A 17,378-nucleotide genomic window follows, 5' to 3' on the forward strand; every position below is an offset into this window, starting at 1 on the left:
TGACTTAAAAATAGAGTGCGGACGCTACATCATAGTTAACTGATTATAAATCTGATACGATGTCAATATCGCATAATGAACTAAGTGTAGTGTTTTCGGTTGTTTCTAATATGTCTTAATTACATTAAGCTGTTAAGAGCCTTATTCTACCAGTCATCGATAAAAATTTCATCCTTTCTATACAAACACTGCCTGCTAATATTCATCATAAAACGATGAATAATACAATCATTATTCAAAAAACTGCCAGTCATATCATAGATATGAATCGTGACTAAGTGATTCTTACTCTTCTGTCAGACATGAGCTGACAAACCAAATTATCTATGTTTTTAGAGGTGACTTTACTGGGGTAGCTTTTATTATCGAGAGTGCATTGTTACCTATTTTATTCGTAATATCTGACAATTATGAGAGCATAATTGTGACAGAGTTTGAGTAGAATTTTGCTAGGCTAGTCATATACGAAACAAGGTATAAAAAACTACGCCCATATAAAAATAAATAGTGAGTATTATGAGTTTACAATATGCATTACTCAATGACACCAGCTGGCAGAGTCAAACAGACTGGCAAACCCCCGATACCCCTTTTATGTCGTTTGCTTTTTGGCAAGCGTTAGCTGACACTGGCGCGATTGGTGAGCAGGCAGGCTGGTTGCCGATATTTGTGTTGGTACATCGTGTCGCAGATAGTCAAAGCGGCAGCTCGATAGACCACGCTGATCATAGTGAAAACCATAGTGAAAACCATAGTGAAAATCATTCTGCGATTAACGAAGCTGCGCAAACAGTCGCGCATCCTGTGGCGGTGTTGCCAGTATTCCTCAAAGGTCATCATCGTGGCGAGTTTGTTTTGACCATTCATGGGCAGAAGCCTATGCGCGTTATGGGGTGGATTATTATCCAAGGCTGGTTACTAGCGTGCCCTATACACCGATTACGGGTCAGCGGCTTTGGTTGGCAAAAGGTGAGACGTTAACCACCGACATTATAAAGACAGCTATCGCAGGCGTCGATGATATTGCTCAGCAAGTAGGTGCCTCAAGCTGGCATGGATTATTTATTACGCCTGAGCTGGCAAAGATTGCGACGGCATCTATGCCTACTGATATTGATATAGCGCATTTGCTAGCCGCTCAAGATAATGGTTTAGAATCAACCGCAATTGACATGCCTATACTGGAACGTCAAGGCTGCCAGTTCTTATGGCAAAATAAAGACTTGCTACAAGACTGCCAACCGTTTGCTGATTTTGAAGCATTCTTAGCGACGCTAAAAGCCAAAAAACGCAAAACCATCCGTGCTGAGCGTCGTAAGGTTGCTGAGCAAGGCATCAGCTGCCAACGTAAATGCGGTGATGCTATTACTGACGAGGACTGGAAAGCCTTTTATCATTGTTATGTGATGACCTATGCAGTACGTGGACAACAGCCTTATTTGACGATAGATTTTTTTATGGCACTGGCAGCGACTATGTCTGAGCACTTAATGCTCGCACAAGCGTTAGATGCCTCTGGTGAAATTATAGCCAGTAGCTTGTTTTTATACGATGATCGCCATAGCGAAAATGCCACTCTTTATGGTCGCTATTGGGGGGCACTGGGTGAGTACGACAGCTTACACTTTGAGCTGTGTTATTATCAAGGTATTGAATTTGCCGTCGAGCAAGGGCTTAAGTATTTTGATCCGGGTACGCAAGGCGAGCATAAGCTGGTTCGTGGTTTTATTCCAACGACGACACACTCTATCCACCGTATTTATGACCCACGTTTTGTGCCAGCTATCGCCAATTTTTGCGCCCAAGACCGTGAGCATATGGCGCAGTATCGTCAGCAAGCGTTTGAGGCATTGCCCTTTAATGCGGATAATATGCCAGCCTTTGATACCACTCAATAGGCTTTGCTTAATACGCCTAACGCTCGCTTTCTTTTTTATTATTCACTATTAGCCGTTAACTATGTCCAGTACTCCTTTTATTTGTCTTACCCATTTGTCTCCTCCTAGTGAGCTACTCTCGTGGCTCAATGTCGCAGGCTCTCTCACGGCGGTGTTGGAAGTGAAAGCAGGGCAGCCCTTGCGCGTGGAGCGTAGCTTTGAGGGCTACCGATTGCTGTCATTGGCACAAAAAAACAATTGAATGTCACAGGTGCCATGCTAAATCGTCCCATGCTAGCATGGGTGCGTGAAGCGCAACTATATGGTAATGACGAGCATCCGTGGGTGGCCGCGCAAAGTATCTTTGGTTACCCAGTCTCAAAGGTCACGCCCGCCGTCTACAGCAGCTCAAAGGCACACCCATCGGTTATGTGTTATTTAAACGCAGTCGGACTTTGCCCAATCAGCGTTTTATCCAGCAGACAAGTGAGGGTTGGCAACGGCAAACACGTTATGATTGGTATGGTCGCCAGTTGCTGATCAGCGAAACTTTTTTGCCAGCATTTGTCGCTACTGACAGTTAAATATCCATTAAGTAGCCAGTCAATAGATAAATGTCTCTACTAATCTGCTGACCAACAACAGGGTAGGAGCAATATGATAGCGGTAAACCATTTATTTTATTGGCTATTTATCTGCGTTATATCACCATTTAATTCACTCAGCTTACAGTGAGGTTTTTTTGCGCTCACCGTACAAATTTTCATGTTACACTTAATGTTTAGCGATGATTTTGATGCCAACGCGTATCGAGTTTATTGCCGAATTGGACAAGTTAATGACAGGCCTATTGCCTCTGCTTACTCCTACTTACCTTTGCTAATAGACTCAATTCACAATAATGGTCATACCATAAAACTGAGCGTAAAAGTACCGCTGGTACTTTGAGCGACGTTGACACAGTAATTGTTTTATTGTGGGCAGCCTATAAGCTTCTTTTCAACGACATTTTTCAATGACAGTCACTACCTAGGACATCACTATGTTTAAAGATATTTCTATCAAAGATTTTGATCCAGTACTTGCTGAAGCGATGGCTGCAGAAAGCGTTCGTCAAGAAAACCATATCGAATTGATTGCGTCTGAAAACTACTGCTCGCAAGCAGTGATGGAAGCGCAAGGTACAGATCTAACCAACAAATACGCTGAAGGCTATCCTGGCAAGCGTTACTATGGTGGTTGTGAGCATGTAGACGTTGTAGAGCAATTGGCGATTGATCGTGCAAAAGAGTTGTTCGGTGCTGAGTACGTCAACGTCCAGCCACATTCTGGTAGCCAAGCAAACTCTGCCGTATTTTTAGCGTTACTTGAAGCAAATGACACCGTACTAGGCATGAGCTTAGACGCAGGTGGTCACTTGACTCACGGCGCGCACATTAACTTTTCAGGTCTTAACTACAATGCTGTACAGTACGGCTTGGTCGAAGGCACTGGTCTTATCGATTATGACCAAGTTGAAAGTTTGGCAAAAGAGCATAAGCCTAAAATGTATTGCTGGTTTTTCAGCGTATTCACAAGTAGTCGATTGGGCACGTTTCCGTGAAATCGCCGATGAAGTTGGTGCTTATTTGCTAGTAGATATGGCGCACGTTGCTGGTCTAGTTGCTGGTGGTGTTTATCCAAACCCAGTACCGTTCGCTGATGTGGTTACGACGACTACGCACAAAACCCTACGTGGCCCACGTTCAGGTATGATTTTGGCACGTGATGAAGTACTTGCTAAAAAGCTGAATTCTGCCGTATTCCCAGGTAACCAAGGCGGTCCGTTGATGCATGTCATCGCGGCAAAAGCGGTTTGCTTTAAAGAAGCGTTAGAAGCTAACTTTTCTACTTATCAGCAGCAAGTGGTCAAAAACGCTAAAGCGATGGCAAAAGTGGTTCAAGACCGTGGCTATGAAATCATCTCTGGTGGTACTGAAAATCATCTCATGCTGATCAGCCTCGTTAAGCAAGAAATGACAGGTAAAGAAGCAGACAAATGGCTTGGCGATGCGCATATTACTGTGAATAAAAACGCTGTACCAAATGATCCAAAATCTCCGTTCGTGACTTCTGGTATTCGTATCGGTACACCAGCAATCACTACTCGCGGCTTCAACGAAGCGCAAGCGGGTGATTTGGCAGGTTGGATTTGTGATGTACTAGATAGTCGCGGTGATGAAGCCGTCGCTACTGAAGTACGCGGTAAAGTAGAAGCGATCTGCAAAGAGTTACCGGTTTACGAAAAAAATCAGTAAGTCTTAACTGACTCTTTTTGAGAGCTGTATAACAGAAACCGCTTAGCTTTTGCTAGGCGGTTTTTTATTTTTTAATAAAAGGATAATTTGATGATGCTACGAATTCATGCTCTTTACCATGTTGATTTTGAAGAGCTCAGCCATATCAAGCAGTGGGCAGATAATCGAGACCATAGTATTACGGTCACACGTTTTTATAAAAATGAACCATTACCCGCGCAAGACAGTTTTGATTGGTTAGTCGTTATGGGTGGACCAATGAGCATTCATGATGAAAGTGACTTTCAGTGGCTAGCTGATGAAAAATCTTTCATTCAGCAAAGTATTAATGACGGAAAAACCGTGATTGGTGTTTGCTTGGGTGCACAACTGATTGCAGATAGCTTGGGGGCGAAAGTTGCGCCATCAGGCATAAAAGAGGTTGGCTGGCTGCCCATTCAATTGACCGAACAGGGGCTTGCGCATCCGCTGCTAGCAGATTTGCCAAAGAATGAATTCACTGTATTTCATTGGCATGGCGATGGTTTTGAGTGTCCCAAAGGCGCGATGCCAATAGCAACGTCACATACTTGGGCCAATCAAGGTTTTGTTTATCAAACATCAAAGCATAAAGAATTAGGTACGTGGGTGCTTGGTTGGCAATGTCATTTTGAAGTGACTAACAAGAGTATGGTAGATATGGTGTCGCATGGACAGACGTATATACAAGAAGCGATGATTGATCATCCTGACTCTGTGCAAGCGGCTGATGAGATCCTAGCACTAGGGGACACGTATATTGCAGATAACAATGCATGGCTCTCGACCATGCTAGATAAACTAGCTAGATAATTCAGTGAAACGCGATTAATAATCTGTAGCAGGTGAAAATTCAGTATAAAGAAAAGCGCTAAAATGACAGATGAGCAAACCAGTCAAGACTGTGGGTTTTACTTAACTTACATAATACTCGCTATTGATTACTTAACCTGCGACCTATCTTTTATTCAATCTCATTGAACTGAAGAAAGAACCATTTAGCTTCTGCTAGGTGGTTCTTATTTTTAATAACAGATAAGGAGAATACGATGCCTATTTCTACATCTATGTCATTTTTTTTTGTAGTGTTCGTGAGGAAAATTTAGCAAGTATGTTCAATGGTAGTATTACACTTGATGAGCTAAGAGAAAATCGCGATAACCAATACTTGGATGTGAAACAAGCATCTGTTGAACACTATACGGAAGAATTGATTGAGCTGTTGGGAGAGGGGTATTACGCCTTGTGCTATCTGTTATTTTTGACAGACAACAGCACGCCTCTGCATGATCAGCATGACGGGCTATTATATGATATGGCAGTCGTACCTAAGATTATCAGAGCGTTTGCCGCGACAGATTTAAAAAAATTGGTACACGACATCGGTTACTACGAAGCAGAGAGCCAAGAAGGTTTGAATACATTTCTTGAGAATTTAAATCATGTTCATAAGTTATTTGAGTTTGCAGAAGAGAACAAGCTCAATGTGATTGGGTTTACGCTTTAGTATATAAAAATTTGCTTTAAGTATTTGTTAATTGAAGTATTTTAAAATTTGAGCGTCTTAGTTTGATGTGAAAAACTGCTTAGCATTTACTAGGCAGTTTTTTTGTGATTAAAATTGGTAGTAGTTTTTGAGATTTGGGTTGAGCTTATGTTTTAATCTAGCTTTCATTTTTTGTGAAATGACAATGTTTTGACGCAACGCAAACTAATCCTTCTTCAGCGCATGACTGTCTTCTAATATGCCCATAAACCTCTCATATAACCTCTCAGCATCATCGATGGCTTGGTTATATATTTTAGAGCCAATCAAGTCCACTATAAAATCGAATAAGAACTTGGCAGGCAAATTACCGATATCCAAATCAAACTCTTCGCTCATATAATCTCTCAAATTATCTAACAGCGCTTCTTCTCCTCTTCTTTCGATAACTTGATAAGTTTATCTTACTCATATCATTCTCTCAATACTAGGTAATGATCTAGCTTAGTTCAATCATACCTTTATAGGAAGGTTGAATAACCAATAAAAAGGCTGGGTTACGATAGCGTAGCCCAGCCTTATTCAGGTTAATTCGACTTTATTGCTTATAAAATTACATAAACGGCAGTTAGTAAATATCTGCAAGATCGTCGCGTTGACGATATCGACAAAGAATGCACCAACCATTGGCACAATCAAAAACGCCTTAGGCGAAGGCAGATAGCGATCCGTGACCGCCTGCATATTGGCAATCGCCGTAGGCGTCGCACCCATACCAAAACCACAATGTCCAGCTGACAAGACCGCTGCATCATAGTCTTTACCCATCACCTTAAAGGTTATGAAATAGACATAAACAACCATAATGACCGTCTGTACCAGTAAGATAATCAACACAGGGCCTGCCAAATCAGTCAGCTGCCATAGCTTCAATGACAGCAGCGCCATGGCTAAGAACAGACTCAAAGAAGCGTTACCAAATACGTCGATAGAGCGATCAAACATATCAAAATTAAAGATAGTGGTTAAGACATTACGAATAATCACACCACCTGCCAACGCCCAAACGAAGGTAGGTAGCTCAACCACGTGCCTTGGGCAACAAGCGTCATGACATCGGCGAAGGCCAACGCTGTGGCAAACAATGCCAATGTCTCAATAGTAGAAGAGGCGGTGATAAAGCGCATGCTATCAGGTCTTTCGAAAATTTCTTTATTACTACTCGCTGAATCTTCATCGTGTTTGGTGCTATAAAGCGACTGCGCACCAGCGACTTTTTCGATATCACTAGGATTGGGATTGGCAGGTGTTGGTTTTAACCCCAGCTTTTGAATCAGGCGACGGGCAACAGGGCCACCAATGATACCACCAGCGACTAAGCCATAGGTAGCAACGGCGATACCAAGCGTCGTTGCACCGACCACACCGTAATCTTGCTCCAAGGTGATACCCCAAGCGCCTGCCGTACCGTGACCACCAGTCAGGGCGATAGAACCTGTCACTAATCCAAGTAGTGGATCAAGTCCCAACGCGCTTGCCATGGCCACACCAACGACATCTTGCAAGACGATAAAAACGGACACAACGATGGTAAAAATCAACAATGGCGTACCACCGGCTTTGAGTCTACTAAAATCAGCACTCAAACCAATAGAGGCAAAAAACATAAGCATGGTCGCCGTCTGTAATCCTTGATGAAAGTTAAAACTATATCCCCAAATGATATTTAGAATATAGACCACTATTGCTGCGACCAAACCACCAGCAACAGGCTCTGGAATGTTAAAATCTTCTAAGAATTTAATTTTCTTGACCAAAAAGCGCCCAAGCAGCAGCACTAGAGTGGCTAGTATCAGCGTGTAATAGCCGTTTAGGGTAATTTCCATATATTAATCCTTTCTATAAAAATAAATTAACCTGAATTCGGGATAAATATGGTTTTATCTCGAATTCAGGTTTGTGTGGTGATTGGCGACTAGGCATCATCCACGGACGGCATAATAACCCATAATTGCGGCTTGCCAAAATCTCTGTAGGCATCTTCAATGATACTTTTGAAAACATTAAAATCTTCGGTGTTTATTTTTTTCACCGCTGTTAGATCCAGCATCAGGTGAGTCACTTCGCTGTCCGTTAAACAGTCCCATGCGCTATCCCAGTTATGTGAAAAATAGCTGGGAAAATCACAGGCATTGGCTAAGTTTGTTAATGTGGTTTTATGAGTATCTCGTCTACCGGTATGTTAACAGTCTGAGCGGGCATGCTAGCATTTAGTGCTGTAGTTTTTTGGTTAATATCTTGGTCAAAACCCAGATTAATATAGTGGATGGCTTTACTCATATTATTTTACGTCCAGTCTGCGAAAGCTATCATAATGATCAACGGTTAAGTAATACATGGTCGGCGGATGACCACCTGTGACGATACGCCGTGCACCGCGATGTGACACGCCAGGGGTCGGCACGGTATATTCGCGGTAGTAGCCTTGCGACTGCGCGGGCAATCTGCCCTCACGATTATAAAATGTCGTGCCATCTTTATGAGGATAAGGAAAAGGCCCGCCTCCTTGAATAAGGGCAATGGTATTGTCTATCTGAGCATCGCCCGTGATGCCGCTTGTCTTTACTGGCTGGGTCTCGGATGAGGTTTGTGATACCGCTGTTGGGTCAATACTATTGGTCAAAAACCCAGACGACAAATCACCAAAAAAGTAAACAGCAACGGCAATAAGGGCAATCAAACTAAATAGGGTAGAGCCTAAGCTTCTCTTGTTTTGATTGCCACGCTGACTATGGCGATTGTCACGGGTAGTGTGTCGCGGGTTTTTGTTATTATCAATAGCGGTGTGTCGGCTGCTAGTATTTGAATAGTGATTGGTTATATTTGAGTCTGGAGTGGCTAAAATACTCAATTCGTTGGAAGTGACTTCAGTGGCTCGTAGTTGGTTTTTATCATTACGCTCACTATTAAAATAGACGCTTTGACCAACGGTTATCGGCTGTGATAATCGCACTTTACTCACATGAAAAAACACGTTTCACTTTGGTTGTCTACATCGATAAAGCCATAGCCTTTATCTGAATTCCAGTGCTTGATTTTACCACTCTGCATAAGCCCACTTTCCTATCGCTTGTTTCATTATCGTGCCGCATGACTTCTACCATACATATGTTTTAATACCGCATATATAACATATTTGACACTACTAAAAAACGCCAGCAATTGAGCTGGCGTTTTTTTGTGGATTATACGTTAAATCAGAGAGTGGATGATAGGCTAAGCGATAAGACGTTAGGCGCGAGTCTCACCATGACCATAAACGATCCATTTCTGTGAGGTGAGACCTTCAAGTCCTACTGGGCCACGAGCGTGGATTTTATCGGTCGAGATGCCAATCTCAGCACCCAATCCATACTCAAAGCCATCAGCAAAACGGCTAGAGGCGTTAATCATGACGCTCGCTGAGTCGACTTCACGGATAAAACGTTGCGACTTGGTATAGTTGTCGGTGATGATAACGTCGGTATGATGGCTGCCATGAGTGTTGATATGTTCAATGGCTTCGTCAATACCTGACAAAACTTTTACCGCTAAGATAGGCGCTAAATATTCGGTATCCCAATCCTCAGCAGTGGCTGCAGACAGATGACCAGCAAGCTTAGCATTGTCATTTAAGATGGCTTGCGACTTGTCATCAAGGCGCAATTGCATCGCATCATCAGCGGCGATGATGGCTTCGGCAATCTTTGGCAATAGCGCACCCGCGACTGATTCGTCGATCAATAGCGTCTCCATAGTATTACACGTACCGTAGCGATGGGTTTTTGCATTGACGCTGACCTTGATGGCGATTTCGGCATTCGCATCACTATCGATAAAGGTATGGCAGTTGCCATCTAAATGCTTGATGACAGGAACGCGAGCATCGCGGCTGATACGCTCAATCAATCCTTTGCCACCGCGTGGGACAATGACATCAACATAGTCTGTCATGGTGATCAGCTCGCCGACAGCAGCACGATCTGTCGTTTGTAATACTTGCACACTGTGCTCAGACAGCCCGACTTTTTGTAGTCCTTCCAAGATACACTTGGCAATCGCTTGATTGGATTCAAACGCTTCAGAGCCGCCGCGCAAGATAATAGCGTTGCCTGATTTTAGCGCCAATGAAGCCGCTTCTAAGGTCACGTTAGGGCGCGACTCATAAATCATGCCGACCACGCCGAGCGGCACCCGCATTTTACCCAAATGAATCCCTGATGGCTGATAGGTCATGTCAGTGACTTCGCCGATGGGATCTGGTAATGAAGCGACGTCTTTTAATCCTTGGAGCATGCCGTCAAAGCGGGCATCATTTAGCGCTAAGCGATCCAGTAAGGCTGCCTCTAAATCGTTGTTTTGTCCATTATCCATATCGATTTTATTGGCGGCCAAAATATCTGATTTGGCCTCTTTTAACACATCATGAATCGCCATTAATGCTGAGTTTTTGTCACCAGTGTTTGCCGCAGCCAGCACACGAGAAGCAGCTCGTGCCTGTTTGCCGACAGCTTGCATATACGCAGTAACGTCTGTGGTATTCGATTGACTCATAAATTATTTTCCTTATGTTATAAATGTTTTAAGCAAATGAAAGCGCCCAAAAAGGCGAAAATGTGGCAAAAAGATGATTTTGATACCTGTCAGGTATTATGCTATTTAACATAGAGGAGATTGAGGCGATAGTAAAGATGATTTTGTGAACAGTGCCTGCTTTACATAGCGTTTATGAGCATTGTCGTCGCGTCATTTTACTGACTTTACCATTACTGAGTCCTTGCCATTTCATGATACAAACATCACTTCAGAGAAAGCAAAAACGCAAGTTTGCGGTTACGTGGTTTTAACAGAACTGCGTTGTAACTACTAAGGTAGCTAGCATTAATCATACGTATAGTAGAGCTTAACGGTGCATCAAAAAGCAATTAAAGGGCAGACATTCATGTACGAATGGCTGCTCGTCAAATACAATTCAATAAATGAAATAATGATGGAGAATAAAAATGGCTATTAGAAATGACACTATCGACAACACCACGCGTAAAAGCTTGCTAACAGTTGGTTTGGTTGCTGCGGCATTGACATTGGGCGCTTGCGGTAAGAAAGAAGAAGCCCCTATGGAAACTGATCCAGCCGTTGATGCACAAACAGCAGTAGAGGATGAAGCTACTGGTGTTGCGACAGCAGGCGATGGCGATGATATTGCAGTTGCTAGCGCCGATGATGGCATGGCAGTGGGTAGTAATGATGATGTGGCGGTGGCAACAGCAGATGACGCCGAAGTGCTGGACGGCACTGAGAGCGAAGAACATGTCTCAACGTATTAAATCGCTATCTTGATTAACTGATTATCATTAGTTGATGATATAAGCGAATAAAACTAGATAATCAGATAAAACTACGCCCAGTACACGAAAGTGATAAAATAAGGCTCAGCGCTGTAAATACAGTCTGGGCTTTTTTGTGTTAGCTATTTAGTGTCTTATTAATATTTATTTACCACTGATTGAGCATCTGGTTCAATACAGGATTTGCCTTTTTGCTGTGTAATAAGAGACAATATGACATTTTTTCTATTTGTGTCACGAATCATAGCCTTATCACAATAATGCTATGATTGATGCTGATACTATTTATGCTGCCTATGCCGCTATTTTTATTTATTTTTATTCGTGTTTTCACTCATATTTATTGGAAGTCTGCTGAACCATGCTTGATATTGCAAAAGATCCGACTCGGCCTATCGCCTTAGATTTACAAGACGTCCATAAAAGCTATGGCTCATTGGCAGTGCTAAAAGGAGTGTCCCTTACCGCATATGACGGTGATGTCATCTCTATTTTGGGCTCATCAGGCTCAGGTAAATCTACCTTGCTGCGCTGCATTAATTTGCTTGAAAAGCCCAATCAAGGTCGTATTATTATCGGTAATGATGAGCTGATGCTCAAGCCTGCCAAGTCAGGTGAGCTGCAAGCGGTCGATATTAAGCAATTGGAAAACTTGCGCGCGCGCGTGGGTTTTGTCTTCCAAAACTTTAACTTGTGGCCGCACAAAACGATTTTGCAAAACATCATCGAAGGACCAACGCAGGTTTTAAAGATTAAAAAAGATCAAGCCATTAGCGATGCTGAAAAACTGCTCGATAAAGTCGGTTTGCTTGATAAAAAAGACGCCTATCCAGCGAATTTATCTGGCGGTCAGCGTCAGCGTGTCGCTATTGCCCGTGCCCTTGCCATGCAGCCACAGGTGCTACTATTCGATGAGCCAACTTCAGCCTTAGATCCTGAGCTGGTCAATGAAGTGCTCGCTGTCATGCGTGAGTTGGCAGAAGAGGGGCGTACTATGCTTATCGTCACCCATGAGATGCGTTTTGCGAGAGAAGTATCAAGCAAAGTGGTGTTCTTGCATCAAGGCGTGATTGAAGAGATTGGCACGCCTGAGCAAGTTTTTGATAATCCTACCTCTGAGCGTGTCAAAGACTTTATGGCATCGCATCGTCAGAACTAGCCTCGTATTTAGTATCCGTTTTATATGCAAAAATGGGGTGGTAATATTCTTACCACCCTATCGTCATTTTATTTTAAGCATAAAATTACTGCTTAGTAAGCAGCGTTGACCGTTTATTACTCGTTAATAACAGTCGGTATGTAAAACGTTTGTTTTTGATATTTTACTCAGGTATTATCAAAAGGTTTACAGGTGGTCGATAATGACGGCTGCTTGTGTATTCTGCTATCTATATTGCTTGTCTGGCAGGGACGTCAGAGAACAAAATATCAGAACCCTACATTAAAAACCCATCAGAATTTAAGGAATGTATGATGTCGAATTCTCGCCTATTGTGGTCATCGATGACCGTTACCGCCGCATTGATGCTGAGCGCCTGTAGTCAACCGGCTAATGAAACTACTGATAGCAACACTGACGCCACTGCAGCAGAAACGGCTGGCAAGACCATTCGTATCGCGACCGAAGGTGCTTATCCTCCTTTTAACTACACCAATGCTGATGGCAGCTTGGCAGGCTACGATATTGACGTTGCCAATGCCTTGTGTAAACAGATGCAAGCCAAATGTGAAATCGTCGCTCAAGATTGGGATGGTATTATTCCGGGTCTTTTAGCACAAAAATATGATGCAGTGATTGCGGGTATGTCTATTACACCTGAGCGTCAAGAAAAAGTCGACTTTACCGAGCCTTACTTTGCCAATACGATGGTTTGGCTGACCGATACCAAAGGCAGTTTTGATCCTATGGCGATCAAAAACTTGACACTTGGTGGTCAACGTTCAACCACGCCTGGCGCTTATTTACAAGATAACTATGAAGGCAAAGACGGCAATACTGTGCAGTTGTATGACAATTATGACAATGCTTATCTGGATCTAAAGTCTGGTCGTAGCGATGCAGTATTGGCGGAAAAAGTCTCTGCCAAATCATGGTTGGCAGACAACCCTGAAGGCTTTGGTATCGTTGGTGACGAAATTGACAATGACGACAATATTGCCATTGCTGTTCGTAAAGGTGACGCACTCAGAGACGACTTTAATAAAGCACTCAGCGAAATCCGTAGTAACGGTGAGCTGGCACGTCTTGAGCAAGCGAACTTTGGTCAATAATCTTCTGATTGAAAAATGAAGGAATAGCAAACATGACAATATCAATGACATCATCATTAAAAACTAAGGCGCTTTGGCTTGCGCCATTAAGTGCCGCGATGCTTATGCTGGCTGGTTGTAATAATAGCGCCACGCCAGAAGATGGGGCGGCAGCTGACACCACAGCCGATGCACCTATGAACATAAAAATTGCCACCGAATCAAGCTATAAGCCGTTCAGTTATACCGATGCTGATGGCAAGTTAATTGGTTATGAGATTGAGCTGGTCGACGCTCTGTGTGCACAAATGAAAGCAAAATGTGAAGTCATCTCACAAGATTGGGATGGTCTCATTCCTGGTCTAAATGCCCAAAAATTCGATGCAATTATCGCAGGTATGTCGATCACGCCTGAGCGTAAAGAAGTGGTTGAATTCACTGACCCGTACTTTCACACTGGCATTATCTTGATTGGTAAAAAAGGTGATGACATTCGCGTCGATGCATTAAAAGGTCAGCCCATTGCCTCACAGCGCTCAACCGTCGCTTCACAGTACTTGCAGGATGAACATGCAGATGCTGATATCAAGCTTTATGATACCCAGGACAATGCGTATCTGGATCTGACTTCAGGTCGCGTACGGGCAATGATGTCCGATAAAGTCACTGGCATCGATTGGCTAAAAACGGATGCTGGCAAAGATTATGAAGTAAAAGGACAAGAAATCAGCACCGACGAAGATGCCATGGGTATCGCGCTTCGTAAAGGCGATCCATTGGTCGCTAAGTTCAATAAAGCGTTGGCTGAATTAAAAGAAAACGGTACTTATGACCAAATCACAGGCAGCTATTTTGGCACCAGCTCTACTGCTGCTGCGCAAAAAGCCGTGGCAACCACCGACGTAAAAGAAGTGATGGTGGTTGAAGGTGATGATGCTGTTGAAGTGAAAGAAGAATCAGCTGAAGCGGCGACTAACTAATATCATAGCTCATCTCTGTGCTCGGCTGATATGGCTGTCACGTATGGCGATATTCACTCATAGAGATGAGTGTTACTTTACTCACAAACCCCAAGGATGATCATGAACAACCATTTTGACCAACACCGTGCAATCGCGAACGCATCCGTTATCAATGGCATCAAGGCGCGACGTTTTTCAGCGCCCTTGCTTGCGATGGCGGCGCTTTTAACCTTAGTAGGGTGTAGCAATGGTCAAAATGATGCAAATGATGATGTCAGCCCAGACGCCGCTGAGACCGCAGCGACGGGTGATGTCTTGCGTATTGGTACCGAAGGCGCTTATGCTCCCTTTAACTATACCAATGCGGATGGCACCCTTGGTGGTTTTGATGTTGATATTGCCAATGCTATCTGTGCCGATATGAAGGTAACATGTGAAATCACAGCGCAAGATTGGGACGGTATCATCCCGGGTCTAAAAGCGGGTAAGTACGATGCGATTGTGGCCGCCATGTCGGTGACGCCTGAGCGTGAGCAACAAGTCAGCTTTACAGAGCCGTACTTTAGCAATACCTTGGTGTTTTGGCCAAAAAAGACAGCAGCTTCGATCCCAATAATAGCGATGATATCAATGCGCATTCTATTGCCGCTCAGCGCTCGACCATTTCTTCGCAGTGGTTAGAAAAGGTTTATCCGAATGCTGACATGAAGCTTTATGACACGCTAAGTAATGCGTTTTTGGATTTGGGTTCGAATCGTGTTGATGCGATGGTGTCTGATAAGCTGCCAGCGCTAGAATGGCTTGGCTCCACCTCAGGCAGTCAGTATGCGCTCAAAGGTCAAGAGATTGACATCAATGATAATTTTGCCATCGCGGTGCGTCCAGGCGATGCATTGCAAACAAAAATTAATAAGTCATTGGTCAATAAAGCCGATGGCACTTACGATAAAATCAATCAAAATATTTTGCGATTCCAGCGTCAAGCTCAACGGTCACTACTGAGCCGGCAGAAAAACCTGCTGAATAAGTCTTAAAATACATTTAGTACTGTTGCGTCGTAACCGTGAGAATGGTGATTTTTAATAGGTTAATTTGAATTCCATTTCATAGGAAGGGTATTGCTTCAATAGCGATATCCTTTTTTTGTTTTTTATAAAAAATAGTTCGGTCTTGTGATATTGACTGTTCGGTTTGTAAAAATATGACTAATCTAATGTGTTTTAAGAAGATAAGCGTCTATTTAAGCACTGCTTTTACGTGTGAGTATTAACATAGCTGGCAGCGAATATGATAAAATCAGCGCTCATTTCTACTGTGTCAATTTCCGCCGCAATAATCGTATTGATTTGACGTCGATCTATGACGCAAAGCACCAAGGTCTATTTGGTATAAAATACGCTTATCAGCAGCGCTCAGCGATTGATGCTGATTCTTTTAACTCATATTTTGCAAATTGCTAATATAAAGAGACTGAGTGGATAATTGTGTTTGATTTACAAGGATTTGGCGCGCTACTACTGAGCGGCGCTACCGTCACCATCAAGCTTGCCATGACCAGTTTAGTCATTGGCATGGCTTTAGGGCTGCTCGGTGCCACAGCTAAGCTGTCCAATGTCTGGCTGCTGCGTAAAATTGCGACTGTATATACGGCGACAATGCGCGGTATTCCAGAGTTGCTATTGGTATTGTTTATCTATTACGGTGGCTCTATGCTGCTGATGACGATTCTCAAAAAATTCGGCTATAACGAATATGTTGAGATCAGTGCCTTTTGGGGTGGCGTGATGGCGTTGTCTATCGCGTTTGGCGCTTATGCGACTGAAATTTTTCGCATGTCGATCCAAGAGATTCCAATAGGGCAGAAGGAGGCGGCGCAAGCGATTGGTATGCGTCCTTTCCAGACGTTTTATCGCATTACTTTGCCACAAGTTTGGCAGATTGCGTTGCCAGGATTGGGCAATTTGTTTTTGGTGTTGCTCAAAGATACCGCATTGGTATCGGTCGTGGGTCTCAAAGACATCATGTATCAGGCATCACGTGCCGCCCAATCAACGCAGCAGCCATTTACTTTTTATATGGCAGCGGCGATTATTTATCTGGGTTTAACCATGTTGATTACTGGTTTTATGATGTGGCTCGAATGGCGCGCCAATCCAGCGGCACGCTACGCTAAAAAGCTGAGCCGTCAGTCAACCCACCGTCAATCGACCATAGGATAGAGGAGAGATACTATGGATTGGAATTGGCAGGTCATTTTTGATAGTATTCCTGATTTATTAAACGGGGCAGTATTGACCGTACAGCTGGTAGTTATCTCAGGTATTATCGGTCTATTTTTGGTTTGGTTTTAGCCCAGTTGCGCTTGTCAAAAAACTGGCTGGTACAGATACTACCATTTTCTTATATCTTCTTCTTCCGTGGCACGCCACTGCTGGTACAGATATTTTTGATTTATTATGGTCTAGGACAGTTTGAGGCTATACGGAATTCGTTCTTATGGGAACCTGTGCTCAGTCAAGCGTATTGGTGTGCCATCATTGCCTTTACCATGAATACCAGTGCTTATTTGGCAGAAATCATTCGCGGTGCGATTCAGACCATTCCTGTTGGTGAGCTCGAAGCAGCTGACGCTATCGGTATGTCGAAATGGCAAAAGCTTACGCGTATTACCTTACCCCGTGCCTTTGGTATTGTCATTCCAGCCTACAGCAATGAAGTGATCTTTATGCTAAAAGGCAGTGCGCTTGCGTCAACCATCGCTTTGATGGATATCACGGGTGTCGCTCGAACCATTAGTGCGCGAACTTATACCTTGATGGAGCTGTTCTTCGCTGCTGGTATTATTTACCTTTTATTATCATGGGTGATTTTGTTTAGCTTTAGGTTGTTTGAAAAAAGAATGAATCGCCACACAAGCTATGTACCGCCTGATGTAATGACCAACACCATACCTTAATGGTTTGGCTCAAAATAATGCTAAAAAATCAATGAAATAGCGGGTTAATATCTTAATATTAACCCGCTATTCTTTTGTTTAACTGCCATTTATCTCATTTTTATGGCTACTTTTAAAATGAAGATAAGCCCTAGAAAAATAGCGA

10 protein-coding genes and 7 pseudogenes are annotated in these 17,378 nt (G+C 43.3%); 12 read left to right on the forward strand and 5 right to left on the reverse strand.

Annotation, left to right across the window (positions count from 1 at the left end):
- Positions 1 to 516 precede the first annotated feature (516 nt).
- From G7Y90_RS05860 to G7Y90_RS05885, 5 genes and pseudogenes are all read left to right on the forward strand, one after another.
- Positions 517 to 1,898: pseudogene (locus G7Y90_RS05860) on the forward strand (GNAT family N-acetyltransferase).
- A 61-nt stretch (positions 1,899 to 1,959) separates the two neighbouring features.
- A pseudogene (locus G7Y90_RS18885) lies at positions 1,960 to 2,461 on the forward strand (chorismate--pyruvate lyase family protein).
- A gap of 458 nt (positions 2,462 to 2,919) precedes the next feature.
- Positions 2,920 to 4,174, forward strand: a pseudogene (glyA, locus tag G7Y90_RS05875) (serine hydroxymethyltransferase).
- Positions 4,175 to 4,264: 90 nt separating this feature from the next.
- The gene (locus G7Y90_RS05880; protein WP_045455371.1) at positions 4,265 to 5,005 is read left to right on the forward strand and encodes a type 1 glutamine amidotransferase; all 741 of its coding nucleotides are present in this window, start codon (positions 4,265 to 4,267) and stop codon (positions 5,003 to 5,005) included.
- A 298-nt stretch (positions 5,006 to 5,303) separates the two neighbouring features.
- Positions 5,304 to 5,699, forward strand: coding sequence for a hypothetical protein (locus tag G7Y90_RS05885; RefSeq protein ID WP_045455374.1), 396 nt, complete (start codon positions 5,304 to 5,306; stop codon positions 5,697 to 5,699).
- A 204-nt stretch (positions 5,700 to 5,903) separates the two neighbouring features.
- Here the strand turns inward: G7Y90_RS05885 and G7Y90_RS05890 are convergent, their stop codons facing one another.
- From G7Y90_RS05890 to G7Y90_RS05910, 5 genes and pseudogenes are all read right to left on the reverse strand, one after another.
- Entirely contained in the window at positions 5,904 to 6,077 is a 174-nt protein-coding gene (locus G7Y90_RS05890) for a DUF2164 family protein (protein WP_250163656.1), read from the reverse strand.
- Positions 6,078 to 6,260: 183 nt separating this feature from the next.
- Positions 6,261 to 7,564: pseudogene (gene gltS, locus G7Y90_RS05895) on the reverse strand (sodium/glutamate symporter).
- 89 nt (positions 7,565 to 7,653) lie between these two features.
- A pseudogene (locus G7Y90_RS05900) lies at positions 7,654 to 7,842 on the reverse strand (barstar family protein); the annotation flags it as partial.
- A gap of 177 nt (positions 7,843 to 8,019) precedes the next feature.
- The gene (locus G7Y90_RS05905) at positions 8,020 to 8,700 is read right to left on the reverse strand and encodes a guanyl-specific ribonuclease (protein WP_250163657.1); all 681 of its coding nucleotides are present in this window, start codon (positions 8,698 to 8,700) and stop codon (positions 8,020 to 8,022) included.
- A gap of 269 nt (positions 8,701 to 8,969) precedes the next feature.
- Positions 8,970 to 10,271, reverse strand: a complete 1,302-nt coding sequence (locus tag G7Y90_RS05910; RefSeq protein ID WP_201604682.1) for a glutamate-5-semialdehyde dehydrogenase — start codon at positions 10,269 to 10,271, stop codon at positions 8,970 to 8,972.
- 449 nt (positions 10,272 to 10,720) lie between these two features.
- Here G7Y90_RS05910 and G7Y90_RS05915 point away from each other — a divergent pair, with 449 nt between their 5' ends.
- The 7 genes and pseudogenes from G7Y90_RS05915 (at position 10,721) to G7Y90_RS05945 (ending at position 17,233) form a co-directional block, all read left to right on the forward strand.
- A complete protein-coding gene (locus tag G7Y90_RS05915) occupies positions 10,721 to 11,044 on the forward strand; it encodes a hypothetical protein (protein WP_250163658.1) in 324 nt (107 codons plus the stop codon).
- Positions 11,045 to 11,426: 382 nt separating this feature from the next.
- The gene (locus tag G7Y90_RS05920; RefSeq protein ID WP_045443533.1) at positions 11,427 to 12,224 is read left to right on the forward strand and encodes an ABC transporter ATP-binding protein; all 798 of its coding nucleotides are present in this window, start codon (positions 11,427 to 11,429) and stop codon (positions 12,222 to 12,224) included.
- 311 nt (positions 12,225 to 12,535) lie between these two features.
- Complete coding sequence (locus G7Y90_RS05925; protein WP_173936682.1) at positions 12,536 to 13,336, forward strand: transporter substrate-binding domain-containing protein; 801 nt, start codon at positions 12,536 to 12,538, stop codon at positions 13,334 to 13,336.
- A 32-nt stretch (positions 13,337 to 13,368) separates the two neighbouring features.
- Entirely contained in the window at positions 13,369 to 14,295 is a 927-nt protein-coding gene (locus G7Y90_RS05930; RefSeq protein ID WP_109590919.1) for a transporter substrate-binding domain-containing protein, read from the forward strand.
- Positions 14,296 to 14,454: 159 nt separating this feature from the next.
- Positions 14,455 to 15,304 (forward strand): annotated as a pseudogene (locus G7Y90_RS05935) (transporter substrate-binding domain-containing protein).
- Between the two features lie 457 nt (positions 15,305 to 15,761).
- A complete protein-coding gene (locus G7Y90_RS05940) occupies positions 15,762 to 16,496 on the forward strand; it encodes an ABC transporter permease (RefSeq protein ID WP_045453595.1) in 735 nt (244 codons plus the stop codon).
- A 12-nt stretch (positions 16,497 to 16,508) separates the two neighbouring features.
- Positions 16,509 to 17,233: pseudogene (locus G7Y90_RS05945) on the forward strand (ABC transporter permease).
- Positions 17,234 to 17,378 lie beyond the last annotated feature (145 nt).

The sequence above is a fragment of the Psychrobacter sp. WY6 genome (genome assembly GCF_018448495.1).
Taxonomy (GTDB): Bacteria; Pseudomonadota; Gammaproteobacteria; order Pseudomonadales; family Moraxellaceae; genus Psychrobacter.